The 18,833-nt window shown below is 70.4% G+C and carries 18 protein-coding genes and 2 tRNA genes; 16 read left to right on the top strand and 4 right to left on the bottom strand.

The window, feature by feature from the left end; translation table 11 throughout:
- Positions 1-325 precede the first annotated feature (325 nt).
- The 6 genes from gyrB to ACZ60W_RS05795 all read left to right on the top strand — a co-directional run bounded on the left by gyrB (position 326) and on the right by ACZ60W_RS05795 (position 7,579).
- Positions 326-2,356 carry a DNA topoisomerase (ATP-hydrolyzing) subunit B gene (gyrB, locus tag ACZ60W_RS05820; RefSeq protein WP_469754105.1) on the top strand — a complete coding sequence of 677 codons (2,031 nt, stop codon included), beginning with the start codon at positions 326-328 and terminating at the stop codon, positions 2,354-2,356.
- Between the two features lie 41 nt (positions 2,357-2,397).
- Positions 2,398-5,028 (top strand): DNA gyrase subunit A, encoded by a 2,631-nt coding sequence (gene gyrA / locus ACZ60W_RS05815; protein ID WP_469754104.1) that lies wholly within the window; start codon positions 2,398-2,400, stop codon positions 5,026-5,028.
- A 106-nt stretch (positions 5,029-5,134) separates the two neighbouring features.
- Positions 5,135-5,704, top strand: coding sequence for a DUF3566 domain-containing protein (locus ACZ60W_RS05810; protein WP_469754103.1), 570 nt, complete (start codon positions 5,135-5,137; stop codon positions 5,702-5,704).
- Between the two features lie 99 nt (positions 5,705-5,803).
- Positions 5,804-5,877, top strand: a tRNA-Ile gene (locus tag ACZ60W_RS05805).
- Between the two features lie 168 nt (positions 5,878-6,045).
- On the top strand, positions 6,046-6,180 hold the full coding sequence (locus ACZ60W_RS05800; protein ID WP_003958712.1) for a DLW-39 family protein: 135 nt from the start codon (positions 6,046-6,048) through the stop codon (positions 6,178-6,180).
- 106 nt (positions 6,181-6,286) lie between these two features.
- Positions 6,287-7,579: a hypothetical protein gene (locus tag ACZ60W_RS05795; protein ID WP_469754102.1), complete on the top strand. Its 1,293-nt coding sequence runs from the start codon at positions 6,287-6,289 to the stop codon at positions 7,577-7,579.
- Positions 7,580-7,631: 52 nt separating this feature from the next.
- On the opposite strand, the gene ACZ60W_RS05790 is transcribed toward ACZ60W_RS05795, so the two are convergent.
- Positions 7,632-8,984, bottom strand: a complete 1,353-nt coding sequence (locus ACZ60W_RS05790; RefSeq protein ID WP_469754101.1) for a serine/threonine-protein kinase — start codon at positions 8,982-8,984, stop codon at positions 7,632-7,634.
- Positions 8,985-9,048: 64 nt separating this feature from the next.
- Positions 9,049-9,597, bottom strand: coding sequence for a helix-turn-helix domain-containing protein (locus tag ACZ60W_RS05785; protein WP_469754100.1), 549 nt, complete (start codon positions 9,595-9,597; stop codon positions 9,049-9,051).
- A 129-nt stretch (positions 9,598-9,726) separates the two neighbouring features.
- Here ACZ60W_RS05785 and ACZ60W_RS05780 point away from each other — a divergent pair.
- From ACZ60W_RS05780 to ACZ60W_RS05770, 3 genes are all read left to right on the top strand, one after another.
- Positions 9,727-9,799: transfer RNA gene (locus tag ACZ60W_RS05780), tRNA-Ala, on the top strand.
- A 214-nt stretch (positions 9,800-10,013) separates the two neighbouring features.
- Complete coding sequence (locus tag ACZ60W_RS05775; RefSeq protein ID WP_469754130.1) at positions 10,014-11,114, top strand: acyltransferase family protein; 1,101 nt, start codon at positions 10,014-10,016, stop codon at positions 11,112-11,114.
- A 232-nt stretch (positions 11,115-11,346) separates the two neighbouring features.
- Complete coding sequence (locus ACZ60W_RS05770) at positions 11,347-11,727, top strand: DUF6344 domain-containing protein (RefSeq protein ID WP_469754099.1); 381 nt, start codon at positions 11,347-11,349, stop codon at positions 11,725-11,727.
- Between the two features lie 228 nt (positions 11,728-11,955).
- Here the strand turns inward: ACZ60W_RS05770 and ACZ60W_RS05765 are convergent, their stop codons facing one another.
- Positions 11,956-12,675, bottom strand: a complete 720-nt coding sequence (locus ACZ60W_RS05765) for a DUF5324 family protein (RefSeq protein WP_469754098.1) — start codon at positions 12,673-12,675, stop codon at positions 11,956-11,958.
- A 227-nt stretch (positions 12,676-12,902) separates the two neighbouring features.
- Between ACZ60W_RS05765 and ACZ60W_RS05760 the strand changes: the two genes are divergently transcribed.
- Positions 12,903-13,430 (top strand): peptidylprolyl isomerase, encoded by a 528-nt coding sequence (locus tag ACZ60W_RS05760; protein ID WP_469754097.1) that lies wholly within the window; start codon positions 12,903-12,905, stop codon positions 13,428-13,430.
- Positions 13,431-13,452: 22 nt separating this feature from the next.
- Positions 13,453-14,337: a rhomboid family intramembrane serine protease gene (locus tag ACZ60W_RS05755; RefSeq protein ID WP_469754096.1), complete on the top strand. Its 885-nt coding sequence runs from the start codon at positions 13,453-13,455 to the stop codon at positions 14,335-14,337.
- Between the two features lie 303 nt (positions 14,338-14,640).
- Here the strand turns inward: ACZ60W_RS05755 and crgA are convergent, their stop codons facing one another.
- Positions 14,641-14,892, bottom strand: coding sequence for a cell division protein CrgA (gene crgA / locus ACZ60W_RS05750; protein WP_017240380.1), 252 nt, complete (start codon positions 14,890-14,892; stop codon positions 14,641-14,643).
- A gap of 140 nt (positions 14,893-15,032) precedes the next feature.
- Here crgA and ACZ60W_RS05745 point away from each other — a divergent pair, with 140 nt between their 5' ends.
- The 5 genes from ACZ60W_RS05745 to ACZ60W_RS05725 all read left to right on the top strand — a co-directional run bounded on the left by ACZ60W_RS05745 (position 15,033) and on the right by ACZ60W_RS05725 (position 18,806).
- The gene (locus tag ACZ60W_RS05745) at positions 15,033-15,800 is read left to right on the top strand and encodes a DUF881 domain-containing protein (protein WP_469754095.1); all 768 of its coding nucleotides are present in this window, start codon (positions 15,033-15,035) and stop codon (positions 15,798-15,800) included.
- Between the two features lie 22 nt (positions 15,801-15,822).
- Positions 15,823-16,518 (top strand): class E sortase, encoded by a 696-nt coding sequence (locus ACZ60W_RS05740; RefSeq protein WP_469754094.1) that lies wholly within the window; start codon positions 15,823-15,825, stop codon positions 16,516-16,518.
- 64 nt (positions 16,519-16,582) lie between these two features.
- Complete coding sequence (locus ACZ60W_RS05735; protein WP_469754093.1) at positions 16,583-16,744, top strand: hypothetical protein; 162 nt, start codon at positions 16,583-16,585, stop codon at positions 16,742-16,744.
- Positions 16,741-17,379 (top strand): aminodeoxychorismate/anthranilate synthase component II, encoded by a 639-nt coding sequence (locus tag ACZ60W_RS05730; RefSeq protein WP_469754092.1) that lies wholly within the window; start codon positions 16,741-16,743, stop codon positions 17,377-17,379. Before ACZ60W_RS05735 ends, ACZ60W_RS05730 begins: the two co-directional genes overlap by 4 nt.
- Positions 17,376-18,806, top strand: coding sequence for a class E sortase (locus ACZ60W_RS05725; RefSeq protein ID WP_469754091.1), 1,431 nt, complete (start codon positions 17,376-17,378; stop codon positions 18,804-18,806). The genes ACZ60W_RS05730 and ACZ60W_RS05725 overlap by 4 nt, the downstream gene beginning before the upstream one ends.
- The last annotated feature ends 27 nt before the right edge of the window (positions 18,807-18,833 follow it).

The following is an 18,833-nucleotide window of genomic DNA, read 5'->3' as shown; positions in this document are numbered from 1 at the left end:
CGTGCCCCCGTGCGCCGCGGCGGCCCCCTTTCCGCGCCCTCTCCGGCCCCTCTCCCCCGCCTCCGTCGGGGGTGCCTCCGCACGCCGCGGGACGCATGCCCACAACGGGTCACCGGCCGAAGCGCTAGGTGGCCGTCTGGGGCCTCTGGAGCCCCTGTCTGGATATGGGGAGTCGTCTCGGTGCCGCGCAGGGCGGCACATGCGGACTCAGGTACCGGCAAACCCCCATGAGTGTCGGCGCTACCGGTAGACTGGGAGACAATCCCGCCACCCTGCGGAACATGTCGAACGACGCAGCCGCTCCCGTATGCCCGGAGAACGGCCTGTGCTGTGCCAGAAAGGGCGCTTCGTGGCCGATTCCGGCGACCCCAACGAGAACAACCAGTACACCGCCAGCAACATCCAGGTACTCGAGGGCCTGGATGCCGTGCGCAAGCGCCCTGGCATGTACATCGGCTCGACCGGTGAGCGCGGTCTGCACCACATGGTGCAGGAGGTCGTCGACAACTCGGTCGACGAAGCCCTGGCCGGCCATGCCGACACCATCGACGTGACGATCCTGCCCGACGGCGCCGTGCGCGTCGTCGACAACGGCCGTGGCATCCCGGTGGGCATCGTGGCCTCCGAGGGCAAGCCGGCCGTCGAGGTCGTGCTCACGGTGCTGCACGCGGGCGGCAAGTTCGGCGGCGGCGGCTACGCCGTCTCCGGCGGTCTGCACGGTGTCGGCGTGTCCGTGGTCAACGCCCTGTCCACCAAGGTCTCCGTCGAGATCAAGACGGACGGCCACCGCTGGACGCAGGACTACAAGATGGGCGCCCCGACGGCCCCGCTCGCCCAGCACGAGGCGACCGACGAGACCGGCACGTCGGTGACCTTCTGGGCCGACCCGGACATCTTCGAGACGACCGAGTACTCCTTCGAGACGCTCTCGCGCCGTTTCCAGGAGATGGCCTTCCTCAACAAGGGCCTCACGATCACGCTCACCGACGAGCGCGAGTCCGCGAAGGCGACCGTCGGCGCCGACGACCCGGACGCCGAGGCGACCGCCGAGCCGGCCGCGCGCACGGTCAGGTACCACTACGAGGGCGGCATCGTCGACTTCGTGAAGTACCTCAACTCGCGCAAGGGCGAACTGATCCACCCCACCGTCATCGATCTGGAGGCGGAGGACAAGGAGAAGTCCCTGTCCCTCGAGGTCGCGATGCAGTGGAACAGCGGCTACAGCGAGGGCGTGTACTCCTTCGCCAACATCATCCACACCCACGAGGGCGGCACGCACGAGGAGGGCTTCCGTGCGGCGCTGACCTCGCTGATCAACAAGTACGCGCGCGACAAGAAGCTGCTCCGCGAGAAGGACGACAACCTCACGGGTGACGACATCCGCGAGGGTCTGACGGCGATCATCTCGGTCAAGCTGAGCGAGCCGCAGTTCGAGGGCCAGACCAAGACCAAGCTGGGCAACACCGAGGTCAAGACCTTCGTCCAGAGGGCGGTCTACGAGCACCTCAACGACTGGCTGGACCGCAACCCGAACGAGGCCGCGGACATCATCCGCAAGTCGATCCAGGCCGCCACCGCGCGCGTGGCCGCGCGCAAGGCGCGCGACCTGACCCGCCGCAAGGGCCTCCTGGAGTCGGCGTCGCTGCCGGGCAAGCTGTCGGACTGCCAGTCGAACGACCCGTCCAAGTGCGAGATCTTCATCGTCGAGGGCGACTCCGCCGGCGGCTCGGCCAAGTCCGGCCGCAACCCGATGTACCAGGCCATCCTGCCGATCCGCGGCAAGATCCTGAACGTCGAGAAGGCCCGCGTCGACAAGATCCTGCAGAACACCGAGGTCCAGGCGCTGATCTCCGCCTTCGGCACCGGTGTGCACGAGGACTTCGACATCGAGAAGCTCCGCTATCACAAGATCATCCTGATGGCGGACGCCGACGTCGACGGCCAGCACATCAACACCCTGCTGCTGACCTTCCTCTTCCGCTTCATGCGCCCGCTGGTCGAGGCCGGTCACGTCTACCTCTCGCGTCCGCCGCTCTACAAGATCAAGTGGGGCCGGGACGACTTCGAGTACGCGTACTCGGACCGGGAGCGCGACGCGCTCGTCGAGCTGGGCAAGCAGAACGGCAAGCGGATCAAGGAAGACTCGATCCAGCGCTTCAAGGGTCTCGGCGAGATGAACGCCGAGGAGCTGCGCGTCACCACCATGGACGTCGAGCACCGCGTGCTCGGCCAGGTCACCCTGGACGACGCGGCCCAGGCCGACGACCTGTTCTCGGTGCTGATGGGCGAGGACGTCGAGGCACGGCGCTCGTTCATCCAGCGCAACGCCAAGGACGTTCGCTTCCTCGACATCTGAGTCGGTCTCAGCTGACCGTACGAAAGGACTGACGACCAGCAATGGCCGACGAAAACACCCCTGGCACCACCGAAGAGCAGGAGCCCGCGCTGCGGATCGAGCCCGTCGGGCTCGAGACCGAGATGCAGCGGTCCTACCTCGACTACGCGATGTCCGTCATCGTGTCCCGCGCGCTGCCCGACGTCCGGGACGGCCTCAAGCCCGTCCACCGCCGCGTGCTGTACGCGATGTACGACGGCGGCTACCGGCCCGAGAAGGGCTTCTACAAGTGCGCCCGCGTCGTCGGCGACGTCATGGGCACGTACCACCCGCACGGCGACTCCTCGATCTACGACGCGCTCGTCCGCCTCGCCCAGCCCTGGTCGATGCGCATGCCGCTCGTCGACTCCAACGGCAACTTCGGCTCCCCGGGCAACGACCCGGCCGCCGCCATGCGGTACACCGAGTGCAAGCTGATGACGCTGTCGATGGAGATGCTCCGGGACATCGACGAGGAGACCGTCGACTTCCAGGACAACTACGACGGCCGCAACCAGGAGCCGACGGTCCTGCCGTCCCGCTTCCCGAACCTGCTGATCAACGGCAGCGCCGGCATCGCGGTCGGCATGGCGACCAACATCCCGCCGCACAACCTGCGCGAGGTCGCGGCCGGCGCCCAGTGGGCGCTGGAGCACCCCGACGCCAGCCACGAGGAGCTCCTCGACGCGCTGATCGAGCGGATCAAGGGACCGGACTTCCCGACCGGCGCGCTCGTCGTCGGCCGCAAGGGCATCGAGGAGGCGTACCGGACCGGCCGCGGCTCGATCACGATGCGCGCGGTCGTCGAGGTCGAGGAGATCCACAACCGCCAGTGCCTGGTGGTCACGGAACTGCCGTACCAGACCAACCCGGACAACCTCGCGCAGAAGATCGCCGACCTGGTGAAGGACGGCAAGGTCGGCGGCATCGCCGACGTCCGCGACGAGACCTCGTCCCGGACCGGCCAGCGCCTGGTCATCGTGCTCAAGCGCGACGCCGTCGCCAAGGTCGTCCTGAACAACCTGTACAAGCACACCGACCTGCAGACGAACTTCGGCGCGAACATGCTGGCGCTCGTCGACGGCGTGCCGCGCACCCTCTCGCTCGACGCGTTCATCCGCCACTGGGTGACGCACCAGATCGAGGTCATCGTCCGCCGGACGAAGTTCCGGCTGCGCAAGGCCGAGGAGCGCGCCCACATCCTGCGCGGCCTCCTCAAGGCCCTGGACGCCATCGACGAGGTCATCGCGCTCATCCGGCGCAGCGACACCGTCGAGGTCGCCCGCGGCGGCCTGATGGACCTGCTGCAGATCGACGAGATCCAGGCCAACGCGATCCTGGAGATGCAGCTCCGCCGGCTTGCCGCCCTGGAGCGCCAGAAGATCGTCGCCGAGCACGACGAGCTCCAGGCCAAGATCGACGAGTACAACGCCATCCTGGCCTCTCCGGAGCGCCAGCGGTCGATCGTCAGCGAGGAGCTCGCCGCCCTCGTCGAGCGGTTCGGCGACGACCGCCGCTCCAAGCTCGTGCCCTTCGACGGTGACATGTCCATCGAGGACCTGATCGCCGAGGAGGACATCGTCGTCACCATCTCGCGCGGTGGCTACGTGAAGCGGACGAAGACCGAGGACTACCGCTCGCAGAAGCGCGGCGGCAAGGGCGTGCGCGGCACGAAGCTGAAGCAGGACGACATCGTCGACCACTTCTTCGTCTCCACCACGCACCACTGGCTGCTCTTCTTCACCAACAAGGGCCGGGTCTACCGGGCCAAGGCGTACGAGCTGCCGGACGCCGGCCGGGACGCGCGCGGCCAGCACGTGGCCAACCTGCTGGCCTTCCAGCCGGACGAGCAGATCGCGCAGATCCTGGCGATCCGCGACTACGACGCCGCGCCGTACCTGGTGCTCGCCACCAAGGCCGGTCTGGTGAAGAAGACGGTGCTGAAGGACTACGACTCGCCCCGCTCGGGCGGCGTCATCGCCATCAACCTGCGCGAGCGGGAGGACGGCACCGACGACGAGCTGATCGGCGCCGAGCTGGTCTCCGCCGAGGACGATCTGCTGCTGGTCAGCAAGAAGGCGCAGTCGATCCGCTTCACCGCCACGGACGACGCGCTGCGTCCGATGGGACGTGCCACGTCGGGCGTCAAGGGGATGAGTTTCCGCGAGGACGACGAGCTGCTCTCGATGAATGTCGTCCGGCCGGGTACTTTCGTCTTCACCGCGACCGACGGCGGGTACGCGAAGCGCACCCCCGTCGACGAGTACCGCGTCCAGGGCCGTGGCGGCCTCGGCATCAAGGCCGCCAAGATCGTGGAGGACCGCGGCTCGCTCGTGGGCGCGCTGGTGGTCGAGGAGACGGACGAGATCCTCGCCATCACGCTGTCCGGCGGTGTGATTCGTACGCGAGTCAACGAAGTCAGGGAGACCGGCCGTGACACCATGGGCGTCCAGCTGATCAACCTGGGCAAGCGCGATGCCGTCGTCGGCATCGCACGGAACGCCGAGGCCGGCAGCGACGACGAATTCGTCGAGAACGCCGACGATGCCGAGGGCGCCGAAGAGGCGGCCGAGGTCACGGCGGTCGAGGCCGCAGCGGCCGAGACCGAGGCAGTCGAGGGCACGGAGCCCTCGGCCGGGGAGCACGAGGAGTAAGAGCGTGAGTGGAGCCACGGGCGCCGGATCGGCGGCCGCCGGAGCTTCTGCTGGTGCTGGAGCGAACGGCGCCCGTGGCCCCGCCACGGACTCCCAGGGGGTTGCGGTGACGGACACTCGGGGGCAGCAGCCCTCGTCGTACGAGACGTACAACGGGCCGCTGCCCGGCGAACGCGCGGGAGCGCAGGCGCCGGCCGGTCCCTACCACCCGCCACAGGCGTACGGCGCTCCGGCGTCGGGCGGCACGGCGGGCGGCCAGACGGGCGCCGTGCGCCGGCCGCGGACGGGGGCACGCACCACGCCCCGGACGCGCAAGGCGCGGCTGCGGGTGGCGAAGGCCGATCCGTGGTCGGTGATGAAGGTGAGCTTCCTGCTCTCCATCGCGCTGGGCATCTGCACGGTCGTGGCCGCGGCGGTGCTGTGGATGGTCATGGACGCCATGGGCGTCTTCTCGACCGTCGGCGGCACGATCAGCGAGGCCACGGGCTCCAACGAGTCCAACGGCTTCGACCTGCAGTCCTTCCTGTCGCTGCCGCGGGTTCTGATGTTCACCTCGGTGATCGCCGTGATCGACGTGGTCCTGATGACCGCCCTGGCGACGCTGGGCGCGTTCATCTACAACCTGTCGGCCGGCTTCGTGGGCGGTGTCGAGCTGACGCTGGCCGAGGACGAGTAGGCGCCCGGGGGCCGTCCGGGGATACGGATTTTGGGACTGGCCCCCACGTGCGCTAATCTTCAGGAGTCAGCGCGCGGGACACACACCGCAGAGCGCGGCGGGGCTATAGCTCAGTTGGTTAGAGCGCATCCCTGATAAGGATGAGGCCACAGGTTCAAATCCTGTTAGCCCCACAGAACGATCGACCCGGACGGTTCCTCCGTCCGGGTCGATTCTGTCTGTCCGGGCGGATCCGGGGCTCGTCGGAGGTTTGAAGCTCGCACAGGTCACCGATCGGTATCGGTCGATGTGTAGAGTGGGCGTCAGAAGTCTCCTACGTCAACGAAAGACGAGGTCGCGCGGTGAAGAAGCTTCTCCTGGTCGCACTGGCCGCCATCGGCGGGCTCCTCGTGTACCGCCAGATCCAGGCGGATCGCGCCGAGCAGGATCTGTGGACGGAGGCGACCGACTCCGTGCCCGCAGGTTCGGGTGTGTGAGACGAAGACCGTCAGAGGGTGAAGCCCCGGCCGCGCGTGAGCGGGCCGGGGCTTTGCTTTGCCTGGGCAAATCGACCCCTTGCTTACGTGAAGTGGAGGAGCTCGCGTGAAGACGCAGGCCGGCATCGGCCGGAGGGCGGGGGCCCTGATCGCGGCGGCCGCCGCGGTGGGCGCCGTCGCCGCACTGCCCGGTCAGGCGCGGGCGGCCGAGGCGGCCCCGCTGCCGCCCTACACCTTCGACGGCGCCGCCCAGCGGGTCGACGGAGCCGTGTCCAGCTCGGACGCGGCCGCGCTGGAGGCCGGCCGGACCTACCGCGGCACCCTGAAGAAGAACGCCAAGGTCTACTACCGGGTCGACCTGGACGACCGGCAGAACGCGTACGTCTCCGTCGTCGCCGTCCCGAAGCACGGCGGCACGGTCGAGTACGGCGACGGCGTCCGGGTGAGCATGCAGGACGGCAACGGCACCGAGTGCGGCTACCAGCAGGTGTCCTTCTCCTCGGCCGCCTACCCCCGCCCGCTGGCCGCCTACGCCCGCCGGATCGTCGACGCGGACAGCTCCACCTGCCGAGGCGCGGGCGCCTTCTACGTCCTCGTGGAGCGGGAGTCCAAGCCGACCTCCTCCCCGGACGACTGGGAGCTGGAGATCCGCCACCTGTCCGAGCCGCCCCTCCGGAAGGCCGGGCCGACCAAGCTCCCCGAGAGCTGGCCCTCCGCCACGCCCGCGCCGCCGACGGGCGGCCCCCAGCCGCGCCGGGGCGGCTCCGGCGTCCACGACGCCACCTCGCTCACGCAGGGCGAGTGGCGCTCCGACATCCGGCCCGGCCAGACGCTCTTCTACCGGGTGCCCGTCGACTGGGGACAGCAGCTCTACGCCACCGCCGAACTCGGCAGCAGCGCCGCCGCCGACGCGTACGTCGGCAACGCCCTGGTGCTGTCCCTGGAGAACCCGGCGCTCGGGCACGTCGACCAGAACACCGGGAGCTACGACGGCAAGCCCGCGACGGTCGCCCTGGGGCCCCAGCGGCCGGTCGCCCACGAGAACCGCACCACGTACGACGAATCCACCAGTGGCATGCGCTTCGCCGGCTGGTACTACCTGTCCGCCACGCTGAGCCCGGCGGTCGCCCGCGAGTACGGGGACGAGCCGGTGCCGCTGACGCTGCGGGTGAACCTCATGGGTGCCCGGAAGGACGGCCCCGGCTACGACGGCGACCCCGGACCCTTCGCGGTGACCGCCGACGACCGGGACGCGGCCGCGAGCGGCGCCAGCGGGGCGTCGGCCGCCGGCCGGGGCGACTCGATGCGGATCGTCGCGGCGGCCGGGATCGGCAGCGGGACCCTGCTCCTGCTCGGGCTGGGCGCCTGGACCCTGCTGGCGCGGCGTCAGGCGTCCTAGGGGGTCCGGGGCTTCCTCGGCTCCCCGGCGGGCCCCTGGCGTCCTCCGCGGCTCAGGTCCGGGAGAGCGCCCAGAAGCCGACGGCGAAGCAGACCAGCGCGAGCAGCAGCACCGGGACAGCGACCTTCGGGGGCGGTCCCGGCCGGCGTGCGGGGGCGAGGGGAGCGGGTCCCGCGGGGTGACCGGGAACCTGATCGGGGCGAGCGGTGTACGGATGAGCAGGGGGGTGTCCGTACGGCCCCGCGGACGTGGGGGCCCGGTCGAAGGAGGGGGACGGATGGGGGACCGGCGGGGGCAGGTGGAAACTGCCCGTCTCGGAGGCACCGTGCAGGCCCTGCGCGGGACGCGCCTGCTGGGGCTGGGGATACGGCTGGTGGCCCGGCTGCTGATAGGGCTGTGCCTGCGGGGGCGCGGGCAGGTGCGCGGGCGGCACGGGGAGGGGTACGGACGCGGGCGCCGGTACGGCCTCTCGCACGGTGACGGGCGCGGCGACGCGGGGATCGGCGTCCGCCGGGGCGGCGGGCGCGGCCGGGCCCTCGGGGCCGAAGCCGGAGGGCAGCGGACCGAGCTGGTCGCGGATCTCGACCCGGCGCTCGCCGGGGAGCGGCTCCGGCAGCATCTCCACGGCCGCGCTCAGCGCCTTGCGCGCGCCGGTGGCCGTCCGGAAGCGGGCCTGGGGATCGGGCTGGAGCAGCCCCGCGAGCACCTGCCAGAGCGGCTCGGGAAGGCCCTCGGGGGCCCCGGGGGTGCCATGGGCGAGGAAGTGCTCGACCAGGGCCTGGGAGTCCGGCCTGCGGCCCTGGAGCAGATAGAGCGCGACCAGGCCGACGGCGAAGAGGTCGGCGGTGAAGTCGGGCTCGGATCCGAGGAGTTGCTCGGGAGCGAAGTATCCGGGCGTCCCGACGACGTAGTCGGCCTCGGTGAGCCGGGGTTCGCCCTTGCGCATGGAGATGCCGAAGTCGGACAGCCGCAGGTGCGGGCGTCCCGTCCCGGTCACCTCCAGAAGGATGTTGGCGGGCTTGATGTCCCGGTGCACGACCCCCTCCGCGTGCACGGTGGCCAGCCCCGAGAGCAGCTGGTCGAGCAGCACGCAGACGAACCGGGGCGGCAGCGGACCGTGGTCGCCCACGACGTGCGCCAGGGAGCCGCCGGACACCAGGTCCATGGTGAAGAGGACCTTGTCGTCGTCGGCGGCCCAGCTGGCCGGGGCGAGGACGTGCGGGTGGTCGATCCGGAGCGCCTGCTCGCGGACGAAGCGCAGCAGCGTGTGCGCGTCGCTCTGGAGGAGCACCTTGGCCGCCACGTAGCGGCCGCGCCGGTGGTCCCAGGCCCGCCACACCGCGCCCGCGCCACCGCGCCCGATCGGGTCGACCAGCTCGTACCGACCAGCGAAGACCTCACCCATCGCGCTGCGCCCGCTCCCCGTGCGTCGTCTCTCGGCGGTGCCGGCCCGGTCGCCCGGGCCCGCGTCAGTTCTGGTGCGACTCGTAGTGCGCGACCGCGTCCCCGGTCCGCCCGGCGCCGTACACCCGGAGGAACTCTGCCAGTTCAGGGTGGGCGGCGGCGAGGGAGTCGGCCGCGTCGATGATGTCGCCCGCGGCGGCTACGGAGCGCAGCAGCGACTGGATCTCACGGACGACCCGGCGCACCGTCGGCGCCCCCGAGCCGGCGGTGGCCTGGGTCGTGCCGGTGAGGACGGAGCCGCCCTGTGACTTCTTGACCTCGTCCATGCGGTCGGCGGCCTCGGCCGCGCTGACGCTGCCGTCGGCGACCTGGACGGCGAGCTCCTGGAGGGCCTGGACACGCTGGACGACCGCGGGGTTGCCGATCTTGGCCCGCTGGCCGCTCATCAGCTGGGACAGCATGGGCGCGGAGAGCCCGAGCACGGCCGCGAGCCGGGCCTGGTTGAGGCCCAGGTCGTCGATCAGCCGGCGGAAGAGCGCCCCCAGCGGCTCCCCGTACCAACTGCGCTGAAGCTCTCTGGCTCTGGCCGTGGCTTCCTGCTGCGCTGTGTCCATCACTTCTCCCCATCCCTGCGGTTCGCCACTGCGAACCTCGGTCAGCATCTTACGGAGAGTGGTCTTCCACCGGGAGACCCAATCCTTTTGCCGGGCATGGGGGGTGAGCGGGTACGCTGTCCTCGTTCCGGGGCCTTAGCTCAGTTGGTAGAGCGCTGTCTTTGCATGGCAGATGTCAGGGGTTCGACTCCCCTAGGCTCCACTCCTCGAACAGCCCTCCTGCACTGCGGAAACGCGGAGCGGGAGGGCTGTTTCGCGTTGCGCCCGTTACTCGACGAGTGGCGCATCACGCAAATCGAAAGTTGTAAGGAGCCTGTGAGCCACTTATGCTCTCTCCGCCGAGCCGACACCCCATGTGACCCAGGGGCGGACTCGCGCCGCAGACCGAGGTGGGGATCTTTCGAGTGTTGAACCAGATGCAGCCGTCCGTGCTGCCCGCGGACCGAATACGGACCGAGACCCGACTCGCCCCGGATCTCGGGTCCCGGCGCCCGGGACGTGTCCACGCGCTGGACGGCCTCCGGCTGGGTGCGGCGCTCATGGTGGTCATCTACCACTTCACGGCTCGCGGCGGGGGCTGGACGACTCCGGTCAAGGAGATATTCCCCGACACGTTCCGTGTCTCGCAGTACTTCTATCTCGGCGTCGAGCTCTTCTTCATCATCAGCGGCTTCGTCGTCTGCATGAGCGCCTGGGACCGTCCGGTGAAGGCGTTCTTCGTCTCCCGGGTGATCCGGCTGTACCCGGCGTACTGGTTCGGGATCATCGCCACGAGCGTCACCGTCGCCGTGATTCCCGGAGGGCGTGAGCACCTCCCCTGGAACGACATCCTCACCAATCTGACGATGCTCCAGCAGCCGCTCAAGGTGCCGAGCGTCGACACGGTCTACTGGACGCTCTTCACCGAGCTCCGCTTCTACCTGCTCTTCGCGCTGGTCGCCTGGTTCGGCCTCACCTACAAGCGCGTGCTGCTGTTCTGCTGCGTCTGGGGCGCCGCCACGATCCTGGTCTACCGGACCGAGCCCGGCCCGCTGCGGATGCTGCTCATCCCCGAGTACAGCTGGTTCTTCATCGCCGGCATGGCGTTCTACCTGATGTACCGGTTCCGGCCGAACGCGATGCTCTTCGGGGTCGTCGGCTTCTCCTTCTGCGCGTCGCTCGCCCACACCATCGACGAGTGGAAGAGCCTCACCTGGCTCGGCCCCGGCCCGGCGTGGCCCGTGATCGCCCTGGTCGCCTCGTTCTTCGGGGTCATGACCCTCATCGCCACCGGCAAGCTCTCGGGCATCCAGTGGAAGTGGCTGCCCGTCGCGGGCTCCCTGACGTACCCGCTGTACCTGCTGCACCAGTACATCGGCTGGGAGATCTTCACCTACCTCGCGCCGCGCGAGGTCATGTCCCCGTGGGCGCTGCTCGGTCTGGTCGTCGCCGGCATGCTGGTGCTGTCCTACCTGGTCAACAAGCTCGTCGAGAAGCCGCTCAGCCGGTACCTCAAGCGGCAGCTCGCCCAGCTCTGAGCGGTTCCCGCAACCCGAAGGACCCGCAGAACCCCGAAGAACCCGACAGGCCACGCCCCGCACGAGGGGCGTGGCCTGTGCTTTTGATCCGTACGGGTGGTGTTCATCGGAAGAACTGCGCGGCGGTGGCGTCGGTCCCCGGATCTCGGATGCGCATCCCCATCATGAGGAAGGTACGAAAAGCGCGCAATCCGAAATGAACCATCCGAGAACGTCACGAAAGTGAGGGGTCATGGCCACCGCCAAGGTCAAGCAGTTCTGGACCGCCTTCATCTCCGTCCTCTTCGCCCTGCTCGCCTCCGTCGGCCTGGCGAGCACCGCCGCCGCGGCCCAGCAGCCCGCCGTGCAGCAGCCCGAGGAGCCGGCCGGCACCGCCGCCGCCCCGGTCCCCACCGTCGCGGGTGAGCGCGGTGCGGCCTCCGTACCGGCACAGCGGGCCCACCGCTGGCCGCTCGCCGGCGACCGCTCGCTGCCGCCCACCCTCAAGCAGCGCATCGCCGCCGAGGCCCACGGTTCGTCGCCCGCCGCCCGCCGGCGCTCCTCGTCGGCCGCCGTCGCCGAGAGCGACCCGGCCGCGCTGACCGAGCTCGCGCTCGCCGCGTCGGCGGCCTAGGGCGCGGGGAGACGACTCGCGTACTCCCCGCACCCGTATCCGCAGGCGCACGCCCATGAGCGGTGAACAGGCGCATCACCTCGCACCCGCGGGACACGGCGGAACCCGGTGGATCCCGGTGGCAACGGCCACCCGGCCCGGAAACCGGCCCACAGAGCGGGACAGGAACCCTCAGCAGGACCAGAACCACCCAGCGGAATCCGTTCCACCCGGCAGGACCCCGGTCGGTCAGCGGCGCTTGTCGCGTTCGGCGGCCTCGGCGTCGGCTTCGGCCTCAGCCTCGGCCTCGGCTTCGGTCTGCTTGGCCTCCACCTCAGGGTCGAGGGAACTCCCACTGCCGTCGACGGACGTCAGCACGGTCTCCTCGTCCACCTCGGTGGGAGCGGGCGGCTCGACCAGCCAGTCGGGATTGGCCTGCTTGTCCCACCACTTCCAGGCGGCGAAGGCGCCGCCCAGCAGGACGCCGAGGACGAGAAGTCCCTTGGCGGCGCGTCCGGCCCTGGCCCGACGCTCGTGCTTCTTCGCGATCTTCCTGATCTCCTCCGGCGTCACCTGACCGCGCAGCGCGGCCCAGGCGGCGAGCGAACGCGCCCCGGCCTCGTCCAGGACAGGACCGGTCGCGGCGACCGCGTGCTCGACACGCGGAACGGTGTAGTCGGCCGCCTGACGGGCGGCCCAGCGGGTCTTGACCGCCGCACGGTGTGCGGCCGCGTCGACCCGCGGCGGAACATGCGGTGCGACATACGAGTCGTACTGCGCACGGGCCTGCGTCCGGGCCTGTCGAGCCGCCTTCGCGACCTTCGGCGCGATGATCACCCGCGCCTCGTGCGCGTACTGCGCGGCCTGGTCCTTGGCCGTGCCGGCGTACGGCGCCACCACTTCCGCGGCGTGCAGGACGCTCTCCTTCGCCGAATCTGTAGCGGAGCGCACGCTGTCCATGCGGGTCACGGGATCCTCCTCGTCGGGTGGCGGTGTTCGGTTTTTCACCTTTCCATCCTTTTCGGAATCATGCCCCCCAAGACGAGGTCCGGCATGCGGGGCGGGCATCCGGGGCATGGTGGGCGGGTGACCGGGACGTGGTGGGCGGGCCACCCGGGCATGCGAGGATCGGACTCGCCAGAGACAGACGTGACCTCACGCGACGTCACGCGACACGACGTGGACGGAAGGCGACCGTGGCCGAGCAGCTGTACGCGATCCTCAAGACGAGCCTGGGAGACATCGAGGTCCGGCTGATGCCGTTCCACGCCCCCAAGACGGTCCGGAACTTCGTCGAGCTCGCCTCGGGCGAGCGCGAGTGGACGCACCCCGCCACCGGCACGGTCTCCTCGGACCCGCTCTACGACGGCACCGGCTTCCACCGGGTGATCAAGGGCTTCATGATCCAGGGCGGCGACCCGCTGGGGAACGGCACCGGCGGTCCGGGCTACGAGTTCGCCGACGAGTTCCACCCGGAGCTCTTCTTCGACCGGCCGTACCTGCTGGCCATGGCCAACGCCGGGCCGGGCACCAACGGCTCGCAGTTCTTCGTCACGGTCGCCCCGGCGACGTGGCTGAACCGCAAGCACACCATCTTCGGCGAGGTCGTGAAGGGCGAGAGCCGCAAGGTGGTGGACGCGATCGCGGCCGCCGAGACCGACCCGCACACCGAGCGTCCGCTCCAGGACGTCGTCATCGAGTCCGTGGTGATCGAGAAGCGCTGAGGCGGAAGGGACGGCACCTCCCATGGACGCGCGACCTTCCGGCACACCGCAGGCCGGCCTGCCCCGCTGCTACCGGCATCCGGAGGCCGAGACCGGCATCCGCTGCACGCGCTGCGAGAAGCCGATCTGCCCCCGGTGCATGATCTCCGCCTCCGTCGGCTTCCAGTGTCCCGACTGCGTGCGCAGCGGGTCGGGGACCGGCCACGCCCCCGACGCCAACCAGCCCCGGACGCTCGCGGGCGGCCGGGTGGCGGCGGACGACCGCCTGGTCACCAAGATCCTCATCGGGATCAACCTCGCGGTGTACCTGGCCGTCCTGGTGTTCGGGGACCGGCTGGTCGACGAGCTGGTGCTCATCGGCTACGCCTACAACCCCCTCCTGGGCGAGGTGGTCGGCGTCGCGGACGGCGAGTGGTACCGGCTGCTCACCTCGACCGTCCTGCACCAGGAGGTCTGGCACATCCTCTTCAACGTGATCGGCCTGTGGGTGATCGGCGGGATCGTCGAACCCGAGCTGGGCCGGATCCGCTACGCCGTGCTGTGCCTGCTCTCCGGCCTCTCGGGCTCCGTGCTCGCCTATCTCGTCGCCGCCCCGAACCAGCCCTCGCTGGGGGCCTCCGGGGTCGTCTACGGGCTGATCGGCGCCTGGGTCGTGCTGGCCCGTCGGCGCCGCCACGACATGCGCCCGGTGGTCCTGTTCGTGGCGCTGTCGCTGCTGATGACCTTCACCCGCCCGGGGATCTCCTGGGAGGCGCACGTCGGCGGTCTGGTCGCGGGCGTCCTGGTGACGTACGGGCTGGTGCACGCGCCGCGGGCGCGCCGGAACCTCGTGCAGTACGCGGCCTGTGGCGTCGTCCTGCTGATCGACCTGGGGATCGTGTTCGCCCGATCGGCCTCGCTCACCTGAGCGCACAGGGCTGTGGACGAGCTCCTGTGTGAGCTTTCCCCAGAGTTATCCACAGCGTGGGGCGGATTCTGCCCCCGTCATGGGGAAAGACTCCGCCCCTCGCCTCTGGCCTGGTGTTTTGCCAGGGAGACGAGGGGCGTGTCACTGAGAGCCGAGGGTGATTCCGGTCATACCGGCGTCAACCTCGTGCGAGTTATCCACAGATCTTCGTAAGTTATCCAGTGCTGTGCACAACGCTGTGGATAAGTTCAGGGGAGAGCTTGACGAGCGGCCTGCGGGGCTGCAGGCCCGCCGTCGCTCCCCCTACTTCCACTGCGTGGAGACGCCGAACCCGGCCGCGATGAAGCCGAAGCCCACCACGATGTTCCAGTTGCGGATCGACTCGACCGGAAGGGAGCCGTCGGTGACGTAGAAGACGACGATCCACACCAGCCCGATGGCGAACAGCGCCAACATCACGGGCGCCACCCAGCTGCGGTTCGTCAGCTTGATGTTGGTGGCCTTGGCGGGCGGGGGCGTGAAGTCGGCCTTCTTGCGGATCCGTGACTTCGGCACGAGGGACTCTCCTGTCGATGCGCTGCGTGACCGCGCAGGGAACTGTGGCTGGCGCCGGGATGTGACGAAGGAGGACGACTGCGTCCCCCAGGCGTCCGTTAGCGTAGTGGTTCCGCGGCACCGAAGGGGATCAGGGTACGTTGAGCAATTCCGCCGGCACTCCCGATGGGCCGGGCCGCACCGCGAGGTGGCGCCCCGTCCGGGTGCTCACCCTTGCCGTCTTCGCCCTCGCCGGACTGATCTTCGTCACCAGCTTCAACACCGCCAAGGGCACCAACCTGCGCACGGACGCCTCGCTGCTCAGGCTCTCCGACCTCATCGAGGAACGCAGCCACAAGAACGCCGGCCTCGACGAGTCCACCGCCGCCCTGCGCACCCAGGTCGACTCCCTCGCGGCACGCGACGACGGATCCACCCGCGCGGAGGACGCCAAGCTCGACGCCCTGGAGGCGCTGGCGGGCACCTCCGAGGTCACCGGATCCGGTCTCACCGTGACCCTCGACGACGCCCCGCCCGACGCCCAGGCCGCTCCCGGCTACCCCGAGCCGCAGGCCAACGACCTGGTCATCCACCAGCAGGACCTCCAGGCCGTGGTCAACGCCCTGTGGCAGGGCGGCGCCAAGGGCATCCGGGTCATGGACCAGCGGCTGATCTCCACCAGCGCCGTGCGCTGCGTCGGCAACACCCTGATCCTCCAGGGCCGCGTCTACTCGCCCCCGTACAAGATCACCGCCGTCGGCGACCGGGGGAAGCTGAACAAGGCGCTCGCGGAGTCCCCGGCGATCCAGAACTACCAGCTGTACGTGAAGGCGTACGGGCTCGGCTGGAAAGTCGACGACCACCGACGGGTGACTCTTCCCGGGTACTCGGGCACAGTGGACCTCCACTACGCGAAGCCGGTGAGCTGACAGCGGGAGAGCGGAGGGCCGCTTGCGCCTGGTCGTGCGGACCTTCAGCGAGCTGTGCCTCACCGTCGGCACCCTGATCGTCCTCTTCGTCGTCTACGTCCTGTACTGGACCGGCGTGCAGGCCGACCTGGCGGGCGCCGCCCAGATCGACTCCCTCCAGCGCGCGTGGGCGAGCACCCCCGCCCCGGCCGCGCCGGGACCGCCGCCCGCGCCCGGGGCCACCCCCGCCCCCGCGCCGCCGCCGTACGTGCCCGGCAAGGGCATCGCCGTCATGTACGTCCCCCGGCTCGGCGCGGACTGGAAGTGGCCCGTCCTCGAGGGCACCGGCACCGGAGTGCTCAAGCAGGGCCTGGGGCACTACGCCGCCACCGCCCGGCTCGGCGCCACCGGCAACTTCGCCGTCGCCGGCCACCGCCGCACCCACGGGGACCCCTTCAAGGACTTCCCCCGGCTGCGTGCCGGGGACGCGGTCGTCCTCACCGACGGGACGACCTGGTTCACCTACCGCGTCGACCGCGGCCCCTACCGGACCGTTCCGGGTGACGTCGCCGTCGTCGATCCCGTCCCGCGCAGATCCGGCTTCGACGGGCCCGGCCGGTACCTGACCCTCACGACCTGTGACCCCGAGTGGGGAAGCAGCCACCGGCTCGTCGTCTGGGCGCACCTCGACGCCACCCAGCCGGTGACCGACGGCCGTCCACAGGCTTTGGACAGCTGACCCTGGACGGCCCCGGCGACCCGTACTCTGGTCCCCGTAACGAACGGAAGGGGCGGTCGACGTCATGTACGGCTGGATCTGGCGGCATCTGCCGGGCAACGCGTGGATCCGCGCGCTGCTCTCGATCGTGCTGGTCCTCGCGGTCGTCTACATCCTCTTCCAGTACGTGTTCCCCTGGGCGGAGCCGCTGCTTCCGTTCAACGATGTGACGGTGGACGGCCAGTGAACGCGCGCATTCTCGTCGTCGACAACTACGACAGCTTCGTCTTCAACCTCGTCCAGTACCTCTACCAGCTCGGGGCCGAGTGCGAGGTCCTGCGCAACGACGAGGTCGAGCTGAGCCACGCCCAGGACGGCTTCGACGGCGTCCTGCTCTCGCCGGGCCCCGGCGCCCCCGAACAGGCGGGCGTCTGCATCGAGATGGTCCGGCACTGCGCCGCCACCGGCGTGCCCGTCTTCGGCGTCTGCCTCGGCATGCAGTCGATGGCCGTGGCGTACGGCGGCGTCGTCGACCGGGCCCCGGAGCTGCTGCACGGCAAGACCTCGCTCGTCACGCACGAAGGACAGGGCGTCTTCGCCGGGCTGCCCTCGCCGTTCACCGCGACCCGCTACCACTCGCTGGCCGCCGAGCCCGCCGCCCTGCCGGCCGAGCTGGAGGTCACCGCGCGGACCGAGGACGGCATCATCATGGGGCTGCGTCACCGCGAACTCCTCGTCGAGGGCGTCCAGTTCCACCCCGAGTCGGTGCTCACCGAGCACGGGCACCTGATGCTCGCCAACTGGCTGGAGCAGTGCGGCGACAAGGGGGCGGTCGGCAGGTCGGCGGGGCTCGCGCCGGTGGTGGGCAAGGCCGTCGCGTGACGACGGGCTCGCCGTGGTTCCGGGCGTCGGACGCGCCGGAACCCGAGCCGATACCCGCGGACCCGTACGGGCACGGCCGGCCCGGCCCGTACGCGCCCGAACAGCCCTACGCCCAGGGGCCGGAAGCGGCGTACCCGGCGCATCCCGCGGAGTCGTACCCGGCCGACCCCTCCGTGCCGTACCCGGCCGACCCCGGTCCGCCGTACCCGCCCGAGCCCGTTCCGTCGTACCCGGGCGATCCCTCCGCGCCGTACCCCGCCGGTGGCGACGCGCCCTACGCGGCGGGCCACCGGCCCGTGGCCGAGCAGCCCTACGCGCCCGCGTCGCCCTATCCGCCCGGCCCGGCGCACGCGTACGAGCCGCAGCCCGCTCCCGCCTACGAGGCCCAGCCGGCCGCGGCGCCCGTCCCCCCGTACGAGGCCGAGCGGGCGCCCCGAGCGGTCCCCCCGTACGAGACCGAGGCGGAGCCCGCGTACGAGAGCGCCCACGAGGCCCCGTACGCGCCCGTGGACGAGCCGTACGGGGCCGAAGAGGCTCCGGTGCCCCCACGGGACGAGACGATGGCCCTGCGCGCCCTGGAGACCCCTTCAGGGCCCGGCCGGGCCGAGCGGCGCAAGGCGGCGGCGAAGGGCGGCCGCGGCGCCCGCCGGGGCGGCCCTTCCGCACCCCCCGCGGGGACCCCGGCCCCGGACCGGCCCCTCTCGCGCGTCGAGGCCCGGCGCGCCGCCCGCGCCGCGAAGGACAGCGTCGGCGTCGTCGCCAGCCGGGCCGTCGGCGAACTCTTCATCACCCTCGGCGTCGTCATGCTCCTCTTCGTCACCTACCAGCTGTGGTGGACCAACGTCCTCGCCGGCCAGGAGACCGACAAGGCCAAGGAGCGCATCGAGGACACCTGGGCGCACGAGACGGACAAGCCGGACGACAGCAAGCCCGCGGCGTTCGAGCCCGGCGAGGGCTTCGCCATCATGTACATCCCCAAGCTGGACGTCGTCGTCCCCATCGCCGAGGGCATCAGCAAGAGCAAGGTCCTCGACAAGGGCATGGTCGGCCACTACGGCGAGGGCAAGCTCAAGACCGCCATGCCCGCCGACAAGCAGGGCAACTTCGCCGTCGCCGGACACCGCAACACCCACGGCGAACCGTTCCGCTACATCAACCGGCTGAAGCCCGGCGACCCCATCGTCGTCGAGACGCGGAACGCGTACTACACGTACGAGATGGCCAGCATCCTGCCCCAGACCTCGCCGTCGAACATCTCGGTCATCGACCCCGTCCCGAAGGGCTCGGGCTTCACCGCGCCCGGCCGCTTCATCACGCTGACCACCTGCACACCCGAGTTCACGAGCACGTACCGCATGATCGTGTGGGGCAAGCTGGTCGAGGAGCGCCCGCGCAGCAAGGGAAAGCCGTCGGCGCTCGTAGGCTGAGACCCCACACCTCCGGACGGGACGACG

The sequence above is a fragment of the Streptomyces sp. NPDC104202 genome, assembly GCF_055584185.1.
This window is presented reverse-complemented; position numbering and strand designations above follow the sequence as displayed.

What these genes read in the sequence shown, in the direction of transcription:
- ACZ60W_RS05755 (WP_469754096.1), top strand. Translation starts at nt 13,453, where the DNA reads ATGGACGCGCGACCTTCCGGCACACCGCAGGCCGGCCTGCCCCGCTGC.
- ACZ60W_RS05790 (WP_469754101.1), bottom strand. Translation starts at nt 8,984, where the DNA reads ATGGGTGAGGTCTTCGCTGGTCGGTACGAGCTGGTCGACCCGATCGGG.
- ACZ60W_RS05770 (WP_469754099.1), top strand. Translation starts at nt 11,347, where the DNA reads ATGGCCACCGCCAAGGTCAAGCAGTTCTGGACCGCCTTCATCTCCGTC.
- gyrA (WP_469754104.1), top strand. Translation starts at nt 2,398, where the DNA reads ATGGCCGACGAAAACACCCCTGGCACCACCGAAGAGCAGGAGCCCGCG.
- ACZ60W_RS05735 (WP_469754093.1), top strand. Translation starts at nt 16,583, where the DNA reads ATGTACGGCTGGATCTGGCGGCATCTGCCGGGCAACGCGTGGATCCGC.
- ACZ60W_RS05785 (WP_469754100.1), bottom strand. Translation starts at nt 9,597, where the DNA reads ATGGACACAGCGCAGCAGGAAGCCACGGCCAGAGCCAGAGAGCTTCAG.
- ACZ60W_RS05775 (WP_469754130.1), top strand. Translation starts at nt 10,014, where the DNA reads ATGCAGCCGTCCGTGCTGCCCGCGGACCGAATACGGACCGAGACCCGA.